The following is a 21,430-nucleotide window of genomic DNA, read 5'->3' on the forward strand; positions in this document are numbered from 1 at the left end:
GCAGGCCGTTCATGTCGCATTTTTCCCGATTGTGCCGCTGGAGGGTGGGGCGTAAAGGCGGTTGCGTTCCAGAAGAAGCGCAGGCCGGACTGGGGCCGCGCGAACGGGGGTTGCCATGAAACGCTATTCGGTCTTTGCGATTGCCCGAGAGGCGCTGCGCCATCACACCGGGTGGCAACGGGCCTGGACCTCGCCCGCCCCGAAAAGGGATTATGACGCCATCATCGTGGGTGCCGGGGGGCATGGGCTGGCGACGGCCTATTACCTTGGCAAGAACCACGGTATCCGCAATGTGGCGATCATCGAGAAGGGCTGGCTGGGCGGCGGCAATACGGGGCGGAACACGACGATCATCCGGTCGAACTATTTGCAGGATTCCAGTGCCGCGATCTATGAAAAGTCCCGCTCGCTTTATGAAACGCTGAGCCAGGACCTGAACTATAACGTGATGTTTTCGCCGCGCGGCGTGATGATGCTGGCGCAGACGCATCACGAGGTGCGCGGCTATCAGCGCACGGCCCATGCCAATGCGTTGCAGGGGGTGCAGACGGAGTTCATCACGCCGCAGCGGGTGAAGGAGCTGTGCCCGATCTTGAACATCGACGGACCGCGATATCCGGTGCTTGGCGCGCTGTGGCAGGCGCGAGGCGGCACGGGGCGGCATGATGCCGTGGCCTGGGGTTACGCCCGGGCCTGTTCCGAGATGGGCATGGACATCATCCAGCAATGCGAGGTGAAGGGCGTCCGGTCGGAAAACGGCAAGGTGACGGGGGTCGAGACGACCAAGGGTTTCATCGGCTGCAAGAAGCTGGGCATCGTTGTGGCGGGCCATTCGGGACAGGTGGCCGAAATGGCCGGGTTCCGGCTGCCGGTGGAGGCGGTGGCGCTTCAGGCGCTGGTGTCGGAGCCGATCAAGCCCTGCATGGACATCGTGGTGATGGCCAATACGGTGCATGGCTATATGAGCCAGTCCGACAAGGGCGAGATGGTCATCGGCGGCGGGACGGATGGGTTCAACAACTATACCCAGCGCGGCAGTTTCCATCACATCGAGGAAACGCTGCGGGCGCTGATCGAGACCTTTCCGATCATCAGCCGCCTCAAGATGCTGCGGCAATGGGGCGGGATCGTGGACATGACGGGGGACCGGTCGCCCATCATCTCGAAAACCCCGCTGGGAAATTGCTTCATCAACTGCGGCTGGGGGACAGGCGGCTTCAAGGCGATCCCCGGTTCGGGCTGGGCGATGGCGGAGCTGATGGCGAAGGGCGAGCCGGGGCCGCTGGCGGCGGAATTCGACATGTGGCGGTTCAAGGAGGGGCGGTTCATCGACGAGTCGGTGGCCGCCGGGGTGGCGCATTGATGGTTGGGCGTTCGACAGGAAACGAGGTGCAAAATGCTTCTGCTTGAATGTCCCTATTGCGGCGTGAAGGCCGAGGAGACGGAGCTTTCTCCGGGCTATGAGGCGCATCTGAAACGCTTCGGGCCGGGGTCTACGGATGAGGAGTTCGAGGCCTATATGTTCGCCCGAAAGAACCCCAAGGGCGTGCATTTCGAACGCTGGCGGCACAGCTATGGCTGCGGGAAGTGGTTCCTTGCCGCGCGCTGCACGGCGACGCTGGAGGTGTTCGGCACCTATCCGGCGCAGGTCGGTGAGCCGCCTGCCGACATCATCGAGAAGATCAAGGCCCGCAGGCCGGACTGGAAGGGTTACAAATGAGCACCCGTCTTGCGAAAGGGGGCCGTCTGATCGACAGGTCGGCGGCGCTGGAGTTTTCCTTCAACGGCAAGCGGCTGAAGGGCTATCGCGGCGATACGCTGGCGGCGGCGCTGCTGGCCAATGACCAGATGCTGGTGGGCCGGTCCTTCAAGTATCACCGTCCGAGGGGCATCGTGGCGGCGGGGCCTGAAGAGCCGAACGCGCTTGTGAACCTCGGGTCGGGGGGGCGGCTGGAGCCGAACCAGCGCACGACGGTGACGGAGTTGTTCGACGGGCTGGAGGCCACAAGCCAGAACCATTGGCCGTCGCTGGAGTTCGACGTGGGGGTGGTGAATAGTTACGTGTCCCGCTTCCTGCCGGCGGGGTTCTATTACAAGACCTTCATCCACCCGCGCCCGTTCTGGAAGCATGTCTTCGAGCCGGTCATCCGGCAATCGGCGGGTCTGGGCAAGGCGCCGAAGGATCGGGATGCGGATCGGTACGAGCAGGCCTATGCCTTTTGCGACCTGCTGGTCGTGGGCGGGGGCATTGCCGGATTGCAGGCGGCGCTGGTCGCGGGCAAGGCCGGGGCGCGGGTGCTGCTGCTGGAGCAGAATGCCCATTGGGGCGGGCGCGCGCCGGTTGATGGCGATGTGATCGACGGCAAGCCTGCGGGCGTGTGGGTTGATGAGGCCGTGGCGGCGCTGTCGGGGATGGAGAACGTCACGCTGCGCGCGCGCTGCATGGCGGCGGGGGTCTATGACCACGGCTATGTTCTGGCGGATGAGAAGGTGGCGGATCACACGCCCGGCGACGGGCGGCCGAAGCATCGGCTGTGGCGCATCCGGGCAGGGAAGATCCTGACGGCGACGGGGGCGATTGAGCGGCCCCTCAGCTTTGCCGGGAACGATATTCCGGGCGTGATGCTGGCCTCGGCGGTGCGGGATTATGTGGTGAACTGGGCGGTGTCGCCGGGGGATCGGACAGTCGTCGTCACCAACAACGATGACGGCTATCGGACCGCCATCGCGCTGCGCGAGGCGGGACTGGCGGTTCCGGCCATCGTGGATGCGCGGGCTAATCCTGCGGGCGATCTGGTGGCGAAGGCGCGGGCGCTGGGGCTGCGGATCGAGGCGGGGCGCGGGATCGCGAAGGTGAAGGGGGGTAAGCGTGTCACCTCGGTCGCCATTTGTTTGCAGGCGGGCGAGGGCGCGGTGATCGACGAGATCGCCTGCGATGCCGTCGCCATGTCGGGCGGCTGGTCGCCGGTGGTGCATCTGTGGAGCCATTGCGGTGGCAAGCTGATCTGGGACACGGAGCACGCCTGTTTCCGGCCCGATCCGGCGCGGCCGCCGCTGAACCATGACGGCGGCGCGCTGGTCGTGGCGGCAGGGGCGGCCAATGGGGCGATGAAGGCCAATGCCGCGCTGGCGGATGCCACGACGCAGGCCGAGGCGGCGGTCACGGCGCTGGGGATGAAGCCGAAGAAGGCGAAGGCTCCGGTTGCCGAGACAGCGGCAGAGGGCCCGATGGAGGCCGTCTGGATCATGCCGCAGGGGGCTTCGGTCGAGCTGAAGTCCAAGATGTGGCTGGATTACCAGAACGATGTGAAGGTCTCCGACGTGCAGTTGGCGGCGCGCGAAGGGTATGAATCGGTCGAACATACCAAGCGCTATACCACGCTGGGCATGGCGACGGATCAGGGGAAACTGTCCAACATCAATGGTCTGGCGGTGCTTGCTCAGGCGTTGAACGAGGATATCCCGCAGGTGGGCACCACCACCTTCCGCCCGCCCTATACGCCTGTGACGCTGGGCGCGCTGGCAGGCGAGGCGCGAGGGGAAATCTTCCAGCCACTGCGCCGCACGCCGATGCATGCATGGCACGAAAAGAACGGGGCCTATTTCGAACCCGTGGGCCTTTGGCGCCGCCCCTACTGCTTCCCCCGCGCGGGCGAGACGCATGAACAGGCGGTGCATCGCGAGGTGGTGAACACGCGCGAGCGGTTGGGCCTGCTGGATGCCTCCACGCTGGGCAAGATCATCGTGAAAGGGCCGGATGCGGGGCGGTTTCTCGACATGCTCTATACCGGCGTGATGTCCACCTTGCCGGTGGGCAAGTGCCGCTATGGCCTGATGTGCAACGAGCAGGGCTTCCTGTCCGATGACGGCGTTGTGGCGCGGATCGACGAGGAGACGTGGCTCTGCCACACCACCTCGGGCGGGGCGGATCGCATCCATGCCTGGATGGAGGACTGGCTGCAATGCGAGTGGTGGGATTGGCAGGTCTATACCGCCAATGTGACCGAGCAATATGCACAGGTTGCCGTTGTCGGGCCGAATGCGCGCAAGGTGCTGGAAAAGCTGGGCGGGATGGATGTGTCGAAGGAGGCGCTTCCCTTCATGGCCTGGGCCGATGGCACGCTGGGCGGGGTCAAGGTGCGGGTCTATCGCATCTCCTTCTCGGGCGAGTTGTCCTATGAGATCGCGGTCCCGGCCAGCCATGGCGCGGCCTTCTGGGAGGCGTTGCATGAGGCCGGGGCGGAGTTCGGGGCGATGCCCTATGGCACAGAGGCATTGCATGTGATGCGGGCCGAGAAGGGCTTCATCATGATCGGGGATGAAACCGATGGCACGGTCATTCCGCAGGATCTGAACCTCGATTGGGCAATCTCGAAGAAGAAGGCGGATTTCCTTGGCAAGCGGGGCCAGCAACGCAATTTCCTTGCGCGTGCGGATCGTTGGAAACTGGTCGGGTTTGAGACGCTGGACGGATCGGTGATCCCGGACGGGGCCTATATCGTGGCGCCGGGGGTTAATGCGAATGGGCAGGGGAACACGCAGGGGCGGGTCACATCGACCTATTTCTCGCCCACGCTGAAGAAGGGTATCGCAATGGGCCTGCTGCTTCGCGGGCCGGAGCGGATGGGCGAGGTGGTGGAGTTCAACACCGTCAAGGGTGGCACCGTGAAGGCCCGGGTCGTGGACCCTGTCTTCTACGACAAGGAAGGGGAGAAGCAGAATGTCTGAACCCGTGAGCGCGTTGAACGGTGCGGTCTCTGAAGGTTTTGCGACGATCCGGGAGATCGGGCCCCTTGGCATGGTCACGCTGCGTTGCAAGGCCGATGTGAAGGCGCTGCCCAAGGCGATCAAGGCGGCGGTGGGGACGGGGGTTCCTGCGGTGCGACGGATCGTGGTGGAGGGCGACCGCGCCTGCGGCTGGATGAGCCCGGACGAATATCTGCTGGTCATGCCCTATGCGGCGGTGCCTGCCGTGCTCGACGCGGTGGCGCAGGCCATGGGCAAGGAGCATCATCTGGCGGTGGATGTGTCCGATGCCCGCGCGGTGTTCCGTGTGGAGGGAGCGAAGGCCGAGCAGGTGCTGGCCAAGCTGTCGCCCGTCGATTTTGCACGGCTGGAACCGGGCGAGTTGCGGCGGACACGGGCGGCGCAGGTGGCGGCGGCCTTCTGGAGGGAGGGGGACGGGTTCACGGTCGTCTGTTTCCGGTCGGTGGCGCGCTATGTCTTTGACCTGCTGGCGACCAGTGCGAAGCCGGGGTCGGAGCTTTCCTGAGACCGTCGGTTCCGCCGCCATCGCCGGAGCTTTGACACCCTCGATCTATCGTGGGTTATTTTCGGACTGAATATGAAGGGCTTGGCGGGGTTTCTTGGATTCCGGCAGACTGTCTTGACTGGGAAATCGCCGCTTTCGGCCTTGACCTTCACGCCGCGAGGCATCTTATCTGCGCCATCCCGTGAACACGCGAACAGAGAGGATCACTCCCATGGCTTTCACGCTTCCCGACCTTCCCTATGCCCATGATGCGCTTGCCTCGCTTGGCATGTCGAAGGAGACGCTGGAATATCACCACGACCTGCACCACAAGGCCTATGTCGACAACGGCAACAAGCTGATCGCCGGGACCGAGTGGGAGGCGAAGTCGCTGGAGGAGATCGTCGTCGGCACCTATCAGGCTGGCGCCGTGGCGCAGAACGGCATCTTCAACAACGCTTCGCAGCACTGGAACCACAACCTGTTCTGGGAAGTGATGGGTCCGGGCGAGGACAAGAAGATGCCGGGCAGCCTTGAGAAGGCGCTGGTGGAGGCTTTCGGGTCTGTGGCGAAGTTCAAGGAGGATTTCGCGGCGGCCGGTGCCGGGCAGTTCGGGTCGGGCTGGGCCTGGCTGGTGAAGGACAAGGACGGCGCGCTGAAGGTGACCAAGACGGAAAACGGTGTGAACCCGCTCTGCTTTGGTCAGACCGCGCTTCTGGGCTGCGATGTGTGGGAACATTCCTATTACATCGACTTCCGCAACAAGCGTCCCGCTTACCTGACCAACTTCCTTGAGAAGCTGGTGAACTGGGAAGCGGTGGCCGCCAAGCTCTGATCTCCGCCGGAGGTTTGTGGAAGGCCCGTCGCAGCGATGCGGCGGGTCTTTTCCTTTCAGGCCTTCGGTCTGGCCGAACCCCCGGGGGCGCTTCGCCCCCCGGACCCCCAGAGAGTGTTTCTGCCAAGATGAAGGGGGGGATCGCTTGCCGTCAGGCGCAGAGGGTGCAAGGAAAGGCGCGGGCTTTTCGCGGGGGGCGGGGTGAGCGAGGCGGGGAAGGGCATTCTGGCCATTGTGGCAGCCTGCACCATCTGGGGATTGGCCACGCTTTACTACAAGGCGCTGGCCGTGGTGCCGCCGCTGGAGGTGCTGGCGCATCGCACGGTCTGGACCTTCGTCTTCTTCGGCATCCTGCTGGCGGTGCAGCGGCGGTTCGGGGCGGTGCTGTCGCTGCTGCGCGGGCCGTTGCAGCGGCGGGTCTGGCTGGCGGCGGGGATCGTGGCGGTGAACTGGGGGCTGTTCATCTGGGCGATCCAGACCGGCCATGCGGTGCAGGCGAGTCTTGGCTATTACATCTTTCCGTTGGTGACGGTGGTTCTGGGCGTTCTGGTGCTGGGCGAGCGGCTGACGCGGGGGCAGGGGGTGGCGGTCGGGCTGGCCGGGATGGCAGTCATCGTCCTGACCTATGGCCTTGGCGTGGCACCCTGGGTGGCGCTGGCGCTGGCCTTTTCCTTTGCGCCCTACATGCTGATCAAGAAGCAGATGGCGGCGGGGGCGGCGGTTTCGGTCACGGCGGAGGTGCTGCTTCTGCTGCCCCTGGCGGTGCTGTGGCTGGCTTTGGCCCATGGCGGCCTGGTGGCGGGCGGGTGGTTCGGGGCGGATGCCTTCACGACGGCGATGCTGCCGCTATCGGGGTTGATCACGGGGGGGCCGCTGATCCTGTTTTCCTGGGGGGCGCAGCGGGTGCGGCTGTCCACGCTGGGGCTGGTGCAATACCTGAACCCAACGCTTCAGGCGGTATCGGCGGTGATGGTGTTCCGCGAAGCCTTTACCGGCTGGCACATGGCGGCCTTCGCGCTTATCTGGGGGGCGCTGGCGCTTTATTCGCTGGAGGGGTGGCGTCAGGAGAGGGCGGCGCGCAGTGCCGTGACGAGCGATGGCACATCCGGGACCGTGCTGTAGTAATCCAGCATGGCGGGTTCGGCGAAGCCTTCGGCGATCACATGGCCGGCCAGCGCGTTGAGGGGTTGCCAGTAGCCTTCGACATCGAGCAGGACGATGGGCTTGCGATGCAGGCCGATCTGGCGCCAGGTCAGCACCTCGAAGAATTCATCGAGCGATCCGGCCCCGCCGGGCAGCACGACGATGGCGTCGGAATTCATGAACATCACCTTCTTGCGTTCATGCATGTCCTCGGTGATCACCAGTTGCGACAGGTCGCGCTTGCCCTGTTCGCGGGCCATCAGATGGGTGGGGATCACGCCCATGGTGCGGGCACCTGCCTCTTGCGCGGAGCGGGCCACTTCGCCCATCAGGCCTACGTCGCCGGCACCATAGACCAGACGCCACCCTTCCGCCGCGATGGCCTGGCCGAAGCTGCGGGCGGCGGCGGCATAGGCGGGGCGGGCACCGGCGCGTGAGCCGCAGAAGACACAGATGGAACGGAAGGCGGACATGGAACTGCTTTCGGGCTATGGGCTGATCGATTCATCCGTGTTATCGGGCTTGGTGAATGAAGGGAAGAAGGGGCCGAGGTCAGGCCCCTGTTTCGGGGTATCTGGATGAAGTCTTGGGCTGAGATGGGATCGGGCGGTCGGGCGGGCGTCGTGGCCGTGGTGGGCGCGGTGGTGGCGGCGCTGTTCTACGGGGCGTGGACGGTGAGCCGTGCGCCGATGGAAGAGGCGACCGTGACCGCGACCGGGACACAGGCAGAGCCGGAGGTGGCGCCGGAAGCTGACGCGGCCGAGGCGCCGGCGACGGAAGAGGCTGCCGCCGAGACGACGGCCAGCGACGAGGCCGCCCCGGTCGCCGAAGCTGCGGCAGAACCGGAAACGGCAGAGCCCGCAGAGGAGGAGGCTGTGAGCGAGGCTGCTGCCCCAGAGGATGCGCCTGCGGCCGGGGCCGAAACTGCCGCGGCCGCCGATGCGGTGACGGCGGAAGAGGCCGCGCCCGAAGCGGCCGCGCCACAACCGCCGAGTTTTGATCTGGTGCGGGTGGAAAAGGACGGCTCGGCGCTGGTTGCCGGATCGGCAGCGGCCGGGGCGACGGTTTCCCTCGTGGTGACGGGGACGGAGCTTGCGTCGGTGCCCGCCGACGGGCAGGGCAATTTCGTGGCCATGTTCAATCTTGCGCCCAGTCCCGCGCCGCGCGTGCTTTCCATGAGCATGGCCTTGCCGGATGGAACGGTGGTTCCGGCCGAGGCGACGGTCGTGATCGGGCCGACGGTTGCGCCGGTGGCGCTGGCCGAGGCTGAAACCGCCGGGGAGGCCGCGCCTGCGGCAGAGCCTGTGGCCGAGGCGGAGGCACCGGCTGCCCTGCTGGTGACGGATGAGGGGGCCAAGGTGCTGCAATCGGCGACGGAGATCGCGCCGGAACTGGTTGCCAATGTGACCATCGACACGATCACCTATACCGAGGCCGGGGCGGTGCAACTGGCCGGGCGCGGGACGGCGGAGCGGGTGGTGCGGTTGTACCTCGACAATGCCCAGGTGGCCGAAGTGGCCATCGGTGCGACTGGCGACTGGGCCGTGACGCTCGTGGATGTGGCGCCGGGGGTCTATGTGCTGCGGGCCGATCAGCTTGACGAGGCGGGGGCGGTGACGAGCCGCTTCGAGACGCCGTTCAAGCGCGAGACGGTGGAGGCGCTGGCTGCGGCATCGGGCGCGGCAGAGGCTGTGGCGACGGATGAAGCTGCGGCAGAGGCTGCGGCAGAGGGCGCGACTGTCGGCGTGGCGGATGCGACGGAGAGCGGAACGGCGGCGGAGCCTGTCGCGGCGGCCGCGCCGGCCGGGCCGACGACGGTGACGGTCCAGCCGGGATTCACCCTTTGGCGGATCGCGACCGAGAATCTGGGCGATGGTGTCCGCTATGTGCAGGTCTTCGAGGCGAACAAGGACCTGATCCGCGACCCCGACCTGATCTATCCGGGACAGGTCTTTACCATTCCGGCAGAGGAGTGACCGCGCGGGGGCGCACAGTTGAGGCTGCGTCGCGGCCTCTGGTGCGTGCCCGCAAAGGCGCTTAGGTAGGGCGTCGAAAGGACGTCCCACCATGCGCAAGACCCCTGTCCGTTCGGCGGATGACTATATCGAGAAGCCCGCGAGCGGGCTGCACACCATCCGCCGTGTGCTGCCCTATCTGTGGCCCGAGGGTCAGGGTTGGGTGAAACGCCGGGTGGTTGCGGCCTTCCTGATGCTTGTTGCGGCGAAGATCGTTTCGGTTTCTACCCCGTTCTTCTACAAGCAGGCGGTGGATGCGCTGGCGGGTGACACGCCGGATACCGGCACCCTGCTGGGCCTGACGGCGGTCGGGTTGACCGTCGCCTATGGCCTTGCCCGGCTTGGCACGGTGGCGTTTCAGGAATTGCGTGATGCCATCTTCGTGCGGGTCGGTCAGCGGGCACTGCGTCGGCTGGCGCTGGAGACCTTCACCCATATCCACCGGCTTTCGCTGCGCTATCACATCACGCGGAAGACCGGCGGGTTGAGCCGGATCATCGAGCGCGGGGTGAAGGGCGTCGATTTCCTTCTGCGTTTCATGCTGTTTTCCATCGGGCCGCTGGTCCTTGAACTGGCCATGGTGGCGGTGATCTTCGCCACGGTCTTCGGCATGTCCTACATGCTGGTCGTGGTGGGGGTGATCACGCTGTATGTCTGGTTCACCTTCGCGGTGACGGAATGGCGGGTGAAGATCCGGCGCGAGATGAACGAGCAGGATACGGATGCCAACCAGAAGGCCATCGACAGCCTGCTGAACTATGAGACGGTCAAGTATTTCAACGCCGAAAGCCGCGAGGCGGCGCGCTATGACGTGGCGATGCAGCGCTATGAGGCGGCGGCGGTGAAGACGGGGCTGAGCCTGTCTTTCCTGAATGGCGGTCAGGCGTTGCTGATCACCTCGGGCCTCGTCGCCGTTATGGCGATGGCGGCCATGGGGGTGCAGCGGGGCGAATTGACCGTGGGCGACTTCGTCATGGTCAATGCCTACATGATCCAGATCACGATGCCGCTGAACTTTCTCGGGACGGTCTATCGGGAAATCCGGCAGGCGCTGGTGGATATGGGCGAGATGTTCGGTCTGCTCGGCCAGCCTGCGGAAGTGGTGGACAAGCCCGGTGCGCCCGATCTGGCGGTGAAGGGTGGTGCCATCGAGTTCGACCGGGTCGAGTTCGGCTATGACGCGGCCCGGCCGATCCTGAAGGGGATCAGCCTCACGGTGCCTGCGGGGCAGCGCTATGCGCTGGTGGGGCCGTCGGGATCGGGGAAATCGACGATCGGGCGGCTGATGTTCCGCTTTTATGACGTGAATGGCGGGGCGATCCGCATTGACGGGCAGGATTTGCGCGATGTGACCCAGGGGTCGATCCATGCACAGATCGGGGTGGTGCCGCAGGATACGGTGCTGTTCAACGATACGGTGCGCTACAACATTGCCTATGGCCGGGACGGGGCGACCGAGGCGGAGATCGTGGCGGCGGCGAAGGCCGCGAAGATCCATGATTTCATCATCTCGCTGCCCGAAGGCTATGAGACGAAGGTGGGCGAGCGCGGGTTAAAACTATCGGGCGGGGAAAAGCAGCGGGTGGGCATTGCGCGGACCTTGCTGAAGAACCCGCCGATCCTGATCCTCGACGAGGCGACCAGCGCCCTGGATACCCAGACGGAGCGCGACATCCAGGACAGCCTGCGCGAGATGGGGCAGGGGCGGACGGTCATCACCATCGCGCATCGCCTTTCCACCATTGCGGATGCGGACCAGATCGTCGTGCTGGAAGCGGGCGAGATCGTCGAGCAGGGCACGCATGAGGTGCTGCTGGCGCAAGGCGGGCGCTATGCTGCGATGTGGGCGCGGCAATCCTCGGAAGAGGACGAGACGCTGGCGGCGGAATGACCCCGCGCCCCGCCGCGGCCAAAGGGGCGGGGCTTGGCAAGGGTTCCCGCTTGCGTGTAAGACGGTGCAAAAGAATGTGGAGAGGCCCGTGAGCAACCCCGACAGCTTTATCGACGAGGTGACCGAGGAGGTCCGCCGCGACAGGCTGTTCGCGCTGTTCCGCAAATATGGCTGGATCGGCGTCCTGCTGGTTCTGAGTGTCGTGGGCGGCGCAGGCTGGACAGAATGGCAGCGCGCGCAGGCCGAGGCCCGGGCCGAAGCCTTTGGGGATGCGGTGCTGGATGCGCTGGATCTGGGCGCGCCGCAGGATCGGGTGGCCGCCCTTGCGGCCATTCCGGCCAATGGCGAACAGGTGGCGATCCTGAACCTGCTGCTTGCTTCGGATCCGGTGGCAGATCGGGAGAGCACGCTGGCGGCGCTGGAGACCCTTGCCAATGACGCACGTATGCCACCGAGCTATCGCGACCTTGCGGTTCTGCGCAAAGTCGTGATCGCAGGCACCGACATGCCCGTGGCCGAGCGGCGTGCAGCGCTGGACCCGGTCGCGGCACCCGGACGCCCCTATCGCACCATGGCGCTGGAACAGATGGCCTATCTTCTGGTCGAAGAAGGCAAGACGGATGAGGCGGTGGCTGCCTTGACCGCGCTTTTGAGCGACCAGGAATCGCCCGGTGGCCTGCGGGCACGGGCAGAGCAGATGATCGTGGCGCTGGGTGGCGAGGTGGCACCGACCACGGCCCCGTCGGGCGAGGCGACAGAAGAAGATGCGGGCTGATCGCGCCACGCAGCGCAGCGAGGGACGACAGATGGGGGCCGGAACTGTGAAGCGCAGGGTTTGGGGGACGATCTCTGGTCTGGCCGTCGTGACGGTTCTGGCCGGGTGCGAGCGGGAGCTGATCCTGCCGGGCGAGCGCTTTCCGGTGCGGGCCGATCTTTCCGCCTCGATCCCGGTGGAGGGTGAAGCGGCGCCGGTGGCACCCGCAGATCGCCCGGAAAACCGGGCGGAGCCGATTTCCCTGCCGGCTGCCGTGAGCAATGCCGATTGGGGCATGCGCGGGGCTTCGGCCAATCATGCCTCGGTGCATGGCGCCTTGTCGGCGGCGCCGGCGCGGGTCTGGTCGGTTTCCGTCGGGGCGGGCAACAGTCGCAAGAACCGGGTGAGTGCGGCCCCTGTGGTAGAGGCCGGGCGCATCTTCACGCTGGATTCCGCCTCGGTCGTTCAGGCCACGTCCAGCGCCGGCGCAACCCTGTGGCGCAGCGATCTGACGGCGGAATTCGACCGTGGTGGTGGTGTTTCTGGTGGTGGCCTCGCGGTGCAGGGCGGGCGGGTCTATGCCGCGACGGCCTATGGCGAACTGGTGGCGCTGGATGCCGCGACGGGTGGCGTGATCTGGCGGCAGCGGCTTGATGCGCCGGTGACGGGTGCGCCTGCCGTGGCGGGCGGCACGGTCTATGTCTCGGGTCGCGACGGATCGGGCTGGGCCTTGGCGGCGGATACCGGGCGCGTGCGCTGGACCGTTCCGGGGGCCGTTGGCACGACCGGGGTGATCGGTTCGGCTGCCCCGTCGGTTGGGGAGCAACTGGTGCTGTTCCCCTTTGCCAATGGGTCGATCACCGCCGCGCTGAAGGTTTCGGGCGTGCAGGTCTGGCAGATGCCGGTCACGGGGCAGCGCGTCGGGCGCGGCTTTGCCGGGTTGACCGACATCACCGGGGATGCGGTGATCCTTGGTGACGTGACCTATGTCGGCACCGCCTCGGGGCGGACGGCGGCGATGGATACCTCATCCGGTGAGCGGATCTGGACTGCCGTAGAGGGCGCGCTGAACCCGCCGCTGGTGGTGGGGGGATCGGTCTTCCTGGTGAATGACGAGAACCGTCTGGTGCGGCTGGACGCGGCGACGGGCGAGTCGATCTGGGCGGTCGATATGCCCTATTTCACCAAGGAAAAACCGAAGCGGCGCATTGCCATCTTCCCGCAATTCGGCCCGGTTCTGGCGGGCGGGCGGCTGGCGGTCGTGTCCGGTGACGGCCAGCTTCGGCTGTTCAACCCGGTGGATGGCGCGCTGGTCGGCGGGGCCGAGATTCCGGGGGGGGCCTCGGCTCCTCCGGCGCTGGCGGGCGGGACGCTTTATGTCGTTTCCGGCAACGGGCAACTTCACGCTTTCCGTTGACGCCAACCCCGTGTAAGGGGTTCCCCTTCGGAAAACCGGGAGCGGGCGATGAGCTTTACCCTTGCGATCGTGGGGCGGCCCAATGTGGGCAAATCCACGCTGTTCAACCGCCTTGTCGGCAAGAAGCTGGCGCTGGTCGATGACCAGCCCGGCGTCACGCGCGACCTGCGCGAGGGGGATGCGAAGCTTTTCGATCTGCGCTTCACCGTGATCGACACGGCGGGGCTTGAGGAAGTGACCGATGACAGCCTTCAGGGCCGGATGCGGCGGCTGACGGAGCGGGCGGTGGAACTGGCGGATGTCTGCCTGTTCCTGATCGACGGGCGGGTGGGCGTCACGCCATCGGACGAGGTTTTCGCCGATATCCTGCGCAAGAAGAATGCCCGTGTGGTGCTGGGTGTGAACAAGGCGGAGGGGGCGGCAGGGGATTCCGGCGCGCTTGAAGCCTGGTCTCTGGGGCTGGGCGAGCCGGTGCGGCTGTCGGCGGAACATGGCGAGGGGATGGATGACCTCTACCGTATCCTTCTGCCCTTCCGCGAGGAGTTTGCCGAGCGCGAGGCCGCCAATACGCCCGAGACCGAAGTGGAAATCGAAGGCGAGATCGGCGAGGACGAGGTCGATCCGGTTGCACATCGCCCTACCGCGAAGCGGCCCTTGCAGATTGCGGTCATCGGGCGCCCGAATGCGGGAAAATCCACGCTGATCAACAAGATCATCGGAGAGGACCGGTTGCTGACAGGACCGGAGGCGGGGATCACGCGGGATGCGATTTCCGTCAGGGCCGATTGGCAGGGGACGCCGATCCGCATCTTTGACACGGCAGGGATGCGCAAGAAGGCCCGCGTGGTGGAAAAGCTGGAAAAGCTGTCCGTCGCCGACGGTCTGCGCGCGGTGCGCTTTGCCGAGGTGGTGGTCGTGCTGCTGGATGTGGAGATACCCTTCGAGACGCAGGATCTGCGCATCGCCGACTATGCGGAGACCGAGGGTCGGGCCGTCGTGGTGGCGGTGAACAAGTGGGATCTGGAAGACGAAAAGCAGGAAAAGCTGGCCGAACTCAAGGAGATGTTCGAAAGGCTGCTGCCGCAGTTGCGTGGGGCGCCGCTGGTGACGGTATCGGCCAAGACAGGGCGGGGGCTGGACCGGCTGCATGATGCGATCTGCCGGGCGCATGATGTGTGGAACAAGCGGATCACCACGGCGCGGCTGAATTCCTGGCTGGGTGCGATGACCGAGGCGCATCCGCCGCCGGCACCGGGCGGGCATCGGATCAAGCTGCGCTACATGACGCAGGTGAAGGCGCGGCCGCCGGGGTTCGTGGTCATGTGTTCACGGCCGGACGAGATGCCGGAGAGCTATAAACGCTATCTCGTCAACGGGTTGCGGGATCACTTCGAGATGCCGGGGGTGCCGATCCGCATCATGTTCCGGTCGCAGGGCGACAAGAACCCGTTCAAGGAGCGGAAGTTCCACACCCCCAGCCGGTTGCGCAAGCATATCGAGGGGCGGAAGGACTGAGTCCGCCGGGCGTTCCGGCTTGGACTGCCGGAGATGTCTGCCGCGTCGATTTCGTGGGACGGGCGGAGTCCTGGGAAATTAGGCAAAGATGAAGGGGCTTAGCGGCTGCTCTTCATCTGGCGTCCAAGGAGCATCGCCATTGCTCCGATGCCAAGGCCAGCGACGATGGCGACGGTGGGGTTGACGCCCGCATTGACGGCGATGATCCCGCCAAGGGCCCAGATCACCGTGAGGCCGTAGATGGGCATGGCGGGTTTCTTGCTTTGCACCCAAAGGCTTAGCGCGAGGGTCGCCGCGATCATCGCAAGGGCCGAGGCCGTGTCGGACAGAAGGCCATAGCCTGCGATCACCACGCCGGTTGAGACGGCGGCAGCGGCGGAGAGCCACCCGGCGAGGATCGCCGTGGGGGCAGAGAGAAGCCAGCGGTCAGTGCCCGTGTCAGCCCGCAGGAAGGCCGTGATGGCTGCGGCGGCCATGATGAGGATCGTCACAGTGGCGGCGATGGGCGCCACTGGCGCAATGGAAAGCCATGCAGAGCCGAGGGCGATGGAGAGGATGAGCGGCCAGCGCGTGCGGTCCCAAGTCGCGTTTTCCATGCGTTTCCAGAGGCTTGTGACAGCGTGGACGAAGAGCCAGAGGTAGATCACGCTCCATATCCCGAAGGCATAGCCTGCGGGCTGGATCGAGGGGCGGGCGATCTGCACCGGGAAGAGCGCGGGGTCATAGCCGCGAAAAGGCGGGGTGAGGAAAGGGGCCGCGCCGAAGGCGAGGGTGACGAGCAGGAGGAGCGCGGCGCGGGCCTTCATGCCAGCGTGCCGTCGGCGGCGATGCGGGTCTTGCCGCCGAGATAGGGGTGGAGCGCGGCGGGCAGATCGACGGAGCCGTCGGCCTGCTGGCCGTTTTCCAGCACCGCGATCAGGGTGCGGCCAACGGCAAGGCCGGAGCCGTTAAGTGTATGGACGAATTCGGGTTTTCCGCCGCCTGCGGGGCGGAAGCGGGCATTCATCCGGCGGGCCTGGAAATCGCCGCAGACGGAGACGGAGCTGATCTCTCGATAGCGGTTCTGGCCGGGAAGCCAGACTTCGAGATCATGGGTCTTCTGCGCGCCGAAGCCCATGTCGCCGGTGCAGAGGACGATGGTGCGGTAGGGCAGGCCCAGCTTTTCGAGGATGGCTTCGGCGCAGCGGGTCATCCTTTCGTGCTCAGCGAGGCTGCTGTCGGGGGTGGTGATCGACACCATCTCCACTTTCTCGAACTGGTGCTGGCGGAGCATGCCGGTGGTGTCCTTGCCCGCCGAACCTGCCTCGGAGCGGAAGCATTGGGTATGGGCGGTCATGCGGATAGGAAGTTGATTTTCTTCCAGAATATCGCCCGCCACGGTGTTGGTGAGGGTGACTTCGGAAGTCGGGACAAGCCACCAGCCATTGGTCGTCTGATAGCTGTCCTCGGCGAATTTCGGGAGCTGGTTGGTGCCATACATGGCGTCTTCTTTGACGAGGACGGGGGTCCAGGTCTCAACCAGCCCATGGTCGGTGATGTGGGTGTCGAGCATCATCTGCGCCAGCGCCCGGTGGACGCGGATCACGGCGCCCTTGAGCACGACGAAGCGGGAACCGGAGAGTTTGGCCGCCGTTTCGAAATCCATCCCCGGCTTCACGGCGGGAATGTCGAAATGTTCCAATGGCTTGAAGTCGAAGGCGCGGGGGGTGCCCCAGCGGCGCAGTTCGACATTGTCGTCCTCGTCGCGGCCTTCCGGAACATCCGGGTGAGGCAGGTTGGGGATGCGCATCAGCATGTCGCGCAGGGCTGCATCCTGCGCCTCTGCCTCGGTGGTCAGGCGGGCGATTTCCGCTTTCTTTTCAGCGACAAGCGCGCGGAGGCGTTCGAATTCGGCATCATCGCCGCGGGCCTTGGCGGCGCCGACATCCTTGGAGGCGCGGTTCTGGTCGGCGGTGGCGGATTCGGCGGCGGCGATCTTGGCGCGGCGGTCGGCGTCGAGGGCGAGGATCTCGGGCGAGGCGGGGGGCAGGCCACGGCGGCGCAGGCCTTCGTCGAAGGCGGCGGGGTTTTCGCGGATGGCGCGGATGTCGTGCATGGGCCTGTCCTCCGGGTCTCTGGATGGGGGAGGTATGCCCGTTTTGACGAAGAAGGGAAAGGGGGCGGCAAGCGGTTGATCTTGTTGAAAAAGCCTGTGCCGCAAACTGTGCCGCCTTCTGTGCAGCAAAGTGTACATACAAATCCAGAGAGGCGAGGGTGCGATGGTATGGTTAAGGGTGCGTGGGTGAACAGGAGCCGTTGTCGCTCCGACGACTATCCGGGGCCTCGGGACCGGCTCCTTGACAGGAGGGCAGTAGGTTCCGGGGCGAGGACTCACCATGACGAAGGGATTGCTGCCGAGCCGCTGCGCGCATTGGGTCGTCAGGCTTTCGGCACGGGGCGGTGTGTCCAAGGAACTTCAAATACAAGGATATTTATTTTAGTTAATTTCCGGCATATCTTTGCGGTGCCTTTTTTCACCTGTTCGTGGAGTGCTCATGACCCCGCCCGTATATGCCCTTGATCCGGAAAGCCTGCTTGTAAAAACCGAGGTGGCGCGCGATGCGGCGCGGCCCCATGCGGAGGCCTATCGTAATGCAGAACCTTTTCCGCATGCGGCCTTTGACAATTTCTTGCCACCGGTGATCCTTGATCGTGTCTTGCAGGATCTGAATGATCTGCCGTCGCCTGAAACAAGCTTTGATCGGGCGCAAGAACGGCTCAAGACAAGCTACGTTCCGGAGCGCCTGGGGCAGTACAGCAAGAACCTTTTCTATGCCTTGAACTCGCGCCCTTTCCTTGCCTTCCTGGAGGAATTGACGGGGATCAACGGGCTTATTCCCGATCCTTACTTCATGGGCGGTGGCATCCATCGGATCGAGACGGGCGGACATCTGGATATCCACGCCGATTTCAACCATCACGGCAAGATGAATCTGGAACGCCGTCTGAATGTCTTGATCTATTTGAATCGGGATTGGAAAGCGGAATATGGCGGGTCATTCGAGCTATGGGAGAAGGGGATGACACGCAAAGCGAAATCATTCGTTCCGGAATTCAACCGTATGGTGTGTTTTTCGACTACGTCGGACAGCTGGCACGGCAATCCGGAGACGGTGAATCATCCTGACGGCATTCCCCGGCAATCCATCGCCCTTTACTATTACACGGCCACCTGGGATGAGACCCGAAAAGGGCACAGCACCCTGTTCCGACCGCGCCCCGGAACAGCGGACAAGGCGGATCGGTCGGAGGCGACGAGGAGGGTGTTGCAGGAGATGCTTCCCCCCTACGTGTATCGAAAGACGCTGGGCGTGATGCGGAGGCTGGGTCTCTGACCGGCCCGCGCGGGCCCTTGTCCGGGTTTTGAAGCACCGATCGGCCAGAGGTTGGTAATCTGTGCAGGCGTCCATATATGGGCCGTGACGGTGGGTGTCCGCGCGGGTTCGGGCGGCTCCTTGCCTTCCCATGCCCCCGATTATAGGGTGCGCGCAAATTCGTCGGGGCGGTTCCCCGGCCCAGAGAGAGACAGTGAGGACGCCACGATGTTCGCAACCCCCGCCTATGCCCAGGCCGCCGGTGCCGGTGCCGGCTCTGCCTTTGCTTCCTTCATCCCGCTGATCCTGATCTTCGCGATCATGTATTTCCTGCTGATCCGCCCGCAGCAGAAGAAGGTGAAGGAACACAAGGCCATGGTCGAGGCGCTGCGGCGGGGCGACCAGGTGCTGACGCAGGGCGGGATTGTCGGCAAGGTGACCAAGGTGCAGGAAGACGGTCAGCTTGAGGTGGAGATTGCCGAGGGCGTGAAGGTGAAGGTCATGCGCCACACCATCGTTCAGGTGATGAACAAGACCGAACCGGCTGCGGCCTGAGCCCGGACGGATACAAGCGATGGCCTATACTCCGCTGCTGAATGCGCCGCTGTGGAAGCAGCTTCTGGTCTGGGCGCTGGTCGCTGCCGGGCTGACCCTGGCGGCGCCGAATCTGTTCTATCCCCGTGTCGAGGCGCATAACGACGCGGCCAAGGCGGTGGAGGAGGCGGGTTTCGCCACGACCGAGCAGCAGGCGGCGCTGGACCAGTGGCCGGACTGGATGCCCTCGGGGATCGTGAACCTGGGTCTTGACCTGCGGGGCGGGGCGCATCTTCTGGCCGAGGTGCAGGTCTCCGATGTCTATAAGGCGCGGATGGACGGCTGGTGGCCGGAAGTGCGCGACGCGCTGCGCGAGGTGCGCGATCAGGTGGGCAGCGTGCGGCGGCAGCCGACGCAATTGCCCTATGAGCTGCGGGTGCAGATCGAGAACCCGGCCGGCATGGCAGCGGCGGTGGAGGCGGTGCGGGCGCTGGCGTCCAATGTCATCACGCTGACAGGGGTGGGGCAGACGGATATCGACGTGACGGCCGAGGGCGATGTGCTGATCGTGCAGCTTTCGGAGCCGGAGCGGGCGGCGGTGGACCAGCGGACCATCCAGCAATCGCTGGAGATCATCCGGACGCGGGTGGACCAGGCCGGGACGCGGGAGCCGACCATCCAGCGGCAGGGGGCGGACCGCATCCTGATCCAGGTGCCGGGGATCGGCTCGGCGGCGGAACTCAAGGAATTGATCGGGACGACGGCCAAGCTGACCTTCAACCCGGTGGTGCGGCGCGGCACGAGCGAGGACCAGACGCCGGGCGCGGGCAATGTGAGCCTGCCGTCGCTGGACGAGGAGAATGTCTGGTACACGATCGAGGAGGTTCCCGTCGTTTCGGGCGAGGACCTGACCAATGCCAAGGGCGATTTCGACCAGAACGGGCGGCCGGCGGTGGCCTTCCAGTTCGATGCGCGGGGCGCGCGGGCCTTTGGCGACTATACGGCGCAGAATATCGGGGCACCCTTTGCCATCGTGCTGGACGGCAAGGTGATCAGTGCCCCCGTAATCCAGAGCCATATTCCGGGCGGTTCGGGGATCATCACCGGGAATTTCACGGTGGAGGAGGCGAACCGTCTGGCGGTGCTTCTGTCTGCCGGGGCCTTGCCGGCGAGCATGACCTTCCTTGAGGAACGCACCATCGGGCCGGAACTGGGGCAGGACTCCATTGACGCGGGCCGGGTGGCGACGGTGATCGCCGCAGCGTCGGTGAGCCTGCTGATGATCGCCTCTTACGGGCTGTTCGGCGTCTTTGCGGTGGTGGCGCTGGCCATCAACATGGGGCTGATCTTCGGGATCATGTCGCTGATCGGGGCGACGCTGACACTGCCGGGGATCGCGGGGCTGGTGCTGACGATCGGGATGGCGGTGGATGCCAACGTCCTGATCTATGAGCGCATCCGGGATGAATTGCGCAACGGCGCGAAGAACGCGGCGCGGGCGATCGAACTGGGCTTTGAACGGGCGCTGTCGGCCATCGTGGATGCCAATGTGACGACGCTGATCACGGCGGCGGTGCTGTTCTTCCTGGGGGCCGGGCCGATCCGGGGCTTTGCGGTGACGCTGGCCATCGGGATCATCACCTCGGTCTTCACGGCGATCAACGTGACGCGGCTGATCGTCACCTATTGGTACAACCGGCGCAAGCCGAAGACTTTGGTCGTCTGAGGGAGGGCCGGAACATGGCATGGCGGTTCAAGCTTGCGCCCGACAAGACGAATTTCGACTTCTTCCGCTTTCAGTGGATCACCTTCGGCGGGTCGCTGATGCTGTCGGTGATCGCCATTGTCGCCTGGGCGGTGATGGGGCTGAATTACGGGATCGACTTCAAGGGCGGGACGACGATCCGGACGGAATCCACCGTGGCGGTGGATGTGGGGGCCTATCGCGAGGCGTTGCAGGGGCTGCCCTTGGGTGACATCTCGATCACCGAGGTCTTTGACCCGAGTTTCGCCGATGACCAGCATGTGACGATGATCCGCATCGCGGCCGAGGATGAGACGGAGGCGGTGACGCCGGAGAAGATCGCGCAGGTGGAAGAGGTGCTGCGGGCGGCGATTGACCCGGCGATGACCTTCCCCAGCGTGGAGACGGTGGGACCGAAGGTTTCGGGCGAGCTGATCTGGGCTTCGGTCCTGTCGCTGGCGGTGACCTCTGTCGCCATCATGATCTACATGTGGCTGCGCTTTGAATGGCAGTTCGGGGTCGGGGCCGTGCTGGCCCTGCTGCATGATGTCATCATCACCATCGGCATCTTTGCCGTGTTCCAGATCAAGTTCGACCTGACCATCGTGGCGGCGCTGCTGACGATCCTTGGCTATTCCATCAACGATACGGTGGTGGTCTTTGACCGGCTGCGGGAGAATTTGCAGAAATACAAGCAGATGCCGTTGCGGGAGGTGATGAACCTTTCGGTGAACGAGACGCTGGCGCGGACGCTGATGACGGCGCTGACCACGCTGCTGGCCGTCGGGGCGATGCTGGTCTTCGGGGGGGACGTGCTGCGCGGCTTTGCGCTGGCGATCTTCCTGGGCGTGCTGTTCGGGACCTATTCCTCGGTCTATGTGGCAAAGAACATCGTTCTGATGATCGGGCTGGACCGCAGCGAGAAGGCGAAGAAGGCAGGCACGCCGGACGAATTCGCCAATATCGACGCCTGAGGAG

At 65.1% G+C, this 21,430-nt stretch carries 18 protein-coding genes; 15 read left to right on the top strand and 3 right to left on the bottom strand.

Annotated features, from left to right (window positions below; genetic code table 11):
* Positions 1-115: 115 nt before the first annotated feature.
* The 6 genes from C0V75_RS06660 to rarD all read left to right on the top strand — a co-directional run bounded on the left by C0V75_RS06660 (position 116) and on the right by rarD (position 7,208).
* On the top strand, positions 116-1,363 hold the full coding sequence (locus C0V75_RS06660; protein WP_101920137.1) for a sarcosine oxidase subunit beta family protein: 1,248 nt from the start codon (positions 116-118) through the stop codon (positions 1,361-1,363).
* A gap of 33 nt (positions 1,364-1,396) precedes the next feature.
* A complete protein-coding gene (locus C0V75_RS06665) occupies positions 1,397-1,720 on the top strand; it encodes a sarcosine oxidase subunit delta (RefSeq protein WP_101920138.1) in 324 nt (107 codons plus the stop codon).
* Positions 1,717-4,728: a sarcosine oxidase subunit alpha family protein gene (locus tag C0V75_RS06670; RefSeq protein WP_101920139.1), complete on the top strand. Its 3,012-nt coding sequence runs from the start codon at positions 1,717-1,719 to the stop codon at positions 4,726-4,728. The genes C0V75_RS06665 and C0V75_RS06670 overlap by 4 nt, the downstream gene beginning before the upstream one ends.
* Entirely contained in the window at positions 4,721-5,272 is a 552-nt protein-coding gene (locus C0V75_RS06675) for a sarcosine oxidase subunit gamma (protein ID WP_101920140.1), read from the top strand. The genes C0V75_RS06670 and C0V75_RS06675 overlap by 8 nt, the downstream gene beginning before the upstream one ends.
* Positions 5,273-5,483: 211 nt before the next feature.
* A complete protein-coding gene (locus C0V75_RS06680; protein WP_101920141.1) occupies positions 5,484-6,086 on the top strand; it encodes a superoxide dismutase in 603 nt (200 codons plus the stop codon).
* Positions 6,087-6,287: 201 nt separating this feature from the next.
* Entirely contained in the window at positions 6,288-7,208 is a 921-nt protein-coding gene (gene rarD, locus C0V75_RS06685; RefSeq protein WP_101920142.1) for an EamA family transporter RarD, read from the top strand.
* Here the strand turns inward: rarD and C0V75_RS06690 are convergent.
* Complete coding sequence (locus C0V75_RS06690; RefSeq protein WP_101920143.1) at positions 7,148-7,702, bottom strand: TIGR00730 family Rossman fold protein; 555 nt, start codon at positions 7,700-7,702, stop codon at positions 7,148-7,150. The genes rarD and C0V75_RS06690 overlap by 61 nt on opposite strands.
* Positions 7,703-7,807: 105 nt before the next feature.
* Here C0V75_RS06690 and C0V75_RS06695 point away from each other — a divergent pair, with 105 nt between their 5' ends.
* From C0V75_RS06695 to der, 5 genes are all read left to right on the top strand, one after another.
* Complete coding sequence (locus C0V75_RS06695) at positions 7,808-9,205, top strand: LysM peptidoglycan-binding domain-containing protein (protein ID WP_143710389.1); 1,398 nt, start codon at positions 7,808-7,810, stop codon at positions 9,203-9,205.
* Between the two features lie 91 nt (positions 9,206-9,296).
* Positions 9,297-11,135 (top strand): ABC transporter ATP-binding protein/permease, encoded by a 1,839-nt coding sequence (locus C0V75_RS06700; protein ID WP_101920145.1) that lies wholly within the window; start codon positions 9,297-9,299, stop codon positions 11,133-11,135.
* A gap of 88 nt (positions 11,136-11,223) precedes the next feature.
* A complete protein-coding gene (locus C0V75_RS06705) occupies positions 11,224-11,910 on the top strand; it encodes a hypothetical protein (protein WP_101920146.1) in 687 nt (228 codons plus the stop codon).
* Positions 11,900-13,306, top strand: coding sequence for a PQQ-binding-like beta-propeller repeat protein (locus C0V75_RS06710; protein WP_254216395.1), 1,407 nt, complete (start codon positions 11,900-11,902; stop codon positions 13,304-13,306). Before C0V75_RS06705 ends, C0V75_RS06710 begins: the two co-directional genes overlap by 11 nt.
* A 48-nt stretch (positions 13,307-13,354) precedes the next feature.
* Positions 13,355-14,821 carry a ribosome biogenesis GTPase Der gene (gene der / locus C0V75_RS06715; RefSeq protein ID WP_101920148.1) on the top strand — a complete coding sequence of 489 codons (1,467 nt, stop codon included), beginning with the start codon at positions 13,355-13,357 and terminating at the stop codon, positions 14,819-14,821.
* A gap of 98 nt (positions 14,822-14,919) precedes the next feature.
* On the opposite strand, the gene C0V75_RS06720 is transcribed toward der, so the two are convergent.
* Together C0V75_RS06720 and serS are read right to left on the bottom strand one after the other, a co-directional pair.
* On the bottom strand, positions 14,920-15,627 hold the full coding sequence (locus C0V75_RS06720) for a hypothetical protein (RefSeq protein WP_101920149.1): 708 nt from the start codon (positions 15,625-15,627) through the stop codon (positions 14,920-14,922).
* Positions 15,624-16,916, bottom strand: a complete 1,293-nt coding sequence (gene serS / locus C0V75_RS06725; RefSeq protein ID WP_101920150.1) for a serine--tRNA ligase — start codon at positions 16,914-16,916, stop codon at positions 15,624-15,626. The genes C0V75_RS06720 and serS overlap by 4 nt, the downstream gene beginning before the upstream one ends.
* A 439-nt stretch (positions 16,917-17,355) precedes the next feature.
* On the opposite strand from serS, the gene C0V75_RS06730 reads away from it, so the two are divergent.
* From C0V75_RS06730 to secF, 4 genes are all read left to right on the top strand, one after another.
* On the top strand, positions 17,356-18,195 hold the full coding sequence (locus tag C0V75_RS06730) for a 2OG-Fe(II) oxygenase (protein ID WP_101920151.1): 840 nt from the start codon (positions 17,356-17,358) through the stop codon (positions 18,193-18,195).
* 207 nt (positions 18,196-18,402) lie between these two features.
* Positions 18,403-18,729, top strand: coding sequence for a preprotein translocase subunit YajC (gene yajC, locus C0V75_RS06735; RefSeq protein ID WP_101920152.1), 327 nt, complete (start codon positions 18,403-18,405; stop codon positions 18,727-18,729).
* A 34-nt stretch (positions 18,730-18,763) separates the two neighbouring features.
* Positions 18,764-20,434, top strand: coding sequence for a protein translocase subunit SecD (secD, locus tag C0V75_RS06740; protein ID WP_101920734.1), 1,671 nt, complete (start codon positions 18,764-18,766; stop codon positions 20,432-20,434).
* Positions 20,435-20,448: 14 nt separating this feature from the next.
* On the top strand, positions 20,449-21,426 hold the full coding sequence (gene secF, locus C0V75_RS06745; RefSeq protein WP_101920153.1) for a protein translocase subunit SecF: 978 nt from the start codon (positions 20,449-20,451) through the stop codon (positions 21,424-21,426).
* Positions 21,427-21,430: the final 4 nt, after the last annotated feature.

The sequence above is a fragment of the Tabrizicola sp. TH137 genome, assembly GCF_002855575.1.
Lineage (GTDB): Bacteria > Pseudomonadota > Alphaproteobacteria > Rhodobacterales > Rhodobacteraceae > Paragemmobacter.

Coding starts and splice junctions, on each gene's coding strand:
- C0V75_RS06660 (WP_101920137.1), top strand. CDS start 116: ATGAAACGCTATTCGGTCTTTGCGATTGCCCGAGAGGCGCTGCGCCAT.
- C0V75_RS06665 (WP_101920138.1), top strand. CDS start 1,397: ATGCTTCTGCTTGAATGTCCCTATTGCGGCGTGAAGGCCGAGGAGACG.
- C0V75_RS06670 (WP_101920139.1), top strand. CDS start 1,717: ATGAGCACCCGTCTTGCGAAAGGGGGCCGTCTGATCGACAGGTCGGCG.
- C0V75_RS06675 (WP_101920140.1), top strand. CDS start 4,721: ATGTCTGAACCCGTGAGCGCGTTGAACGGTGCGGTCTCTGAAGGTTTT.
- C0V75_RS06680 (WP_101920141.1), top strand. CDS start 5,484: ATGGCTTTCACGCTTCCCGACCTTCCCTATGCCCATGATGCGCTTGCC.
- C0V75_RS06690 (WP_101920143.1), bottom strand. CDS start 7,702: ATGTCCGCCTTCCGTTCCATCTGTGTCTTCTGCGGCTCACGCGCCGGT.
- C0V75_RS06695 (WP_143710389.1), top strand. CDS start 7,808: ATGAAGTCTTGGGCTGAGATGGGATCGGGCGGTCGGGCGGGCGTCGTG.
- C0V75_RS06700 (WP_101920145.1), top strand. CDS start 9,297: ATGCGCAAGACCCCTGTCCGTTCGGCGGATGACTATATCGAGAAGCCC.
- C0V75_RS06710 (WP_254216395.1), top strand. CDS start 11,900: ATGCGGGCTGATCGCGCCACGCAGCGCAGCGAGGGACGACAGATGGGG.
- der (WP_101920148.1), top strand. CDS start 13,355: ATGAGCTTTACCCTTGCGATCGTGGGGCGGCCCAATGTGGGCAAATCC.
- C0V75_RS06720 (WP_101920149.1), bottom strand. CDS start 15,627: ATGAAGGCCCGCGCCGCGCTCCTCCTGCTCGTCACCCTCGCCTTCGGC.
- serS (WP_101920150.1), bottom strand. CDS start 16,916: ATGCACGACATCCGCGCCATCCGCGAAAACCCCGCCGCCTTCGACGAA.
- C0V75_RS06730 (WP_101920151.1), top strand. CDS start 17,356: ATGACCCCGCCCGTATATGCCCTTGATCCGGAAAGCCTGCTTGTAAAA.
- yajC (WP_101920152.1), top strand. CDS start 18,403: ATGTTCGCAACCCCCGCCTATGCCCAGGCCGCCGGTGCCGGTGCCGGC.
- secF (WP_101920153.1), top strand. CDS start 20,449: ATGGCATGGCGGTTCAAGCTTGCGCCCGACAAGACGAATTTCGACTTC.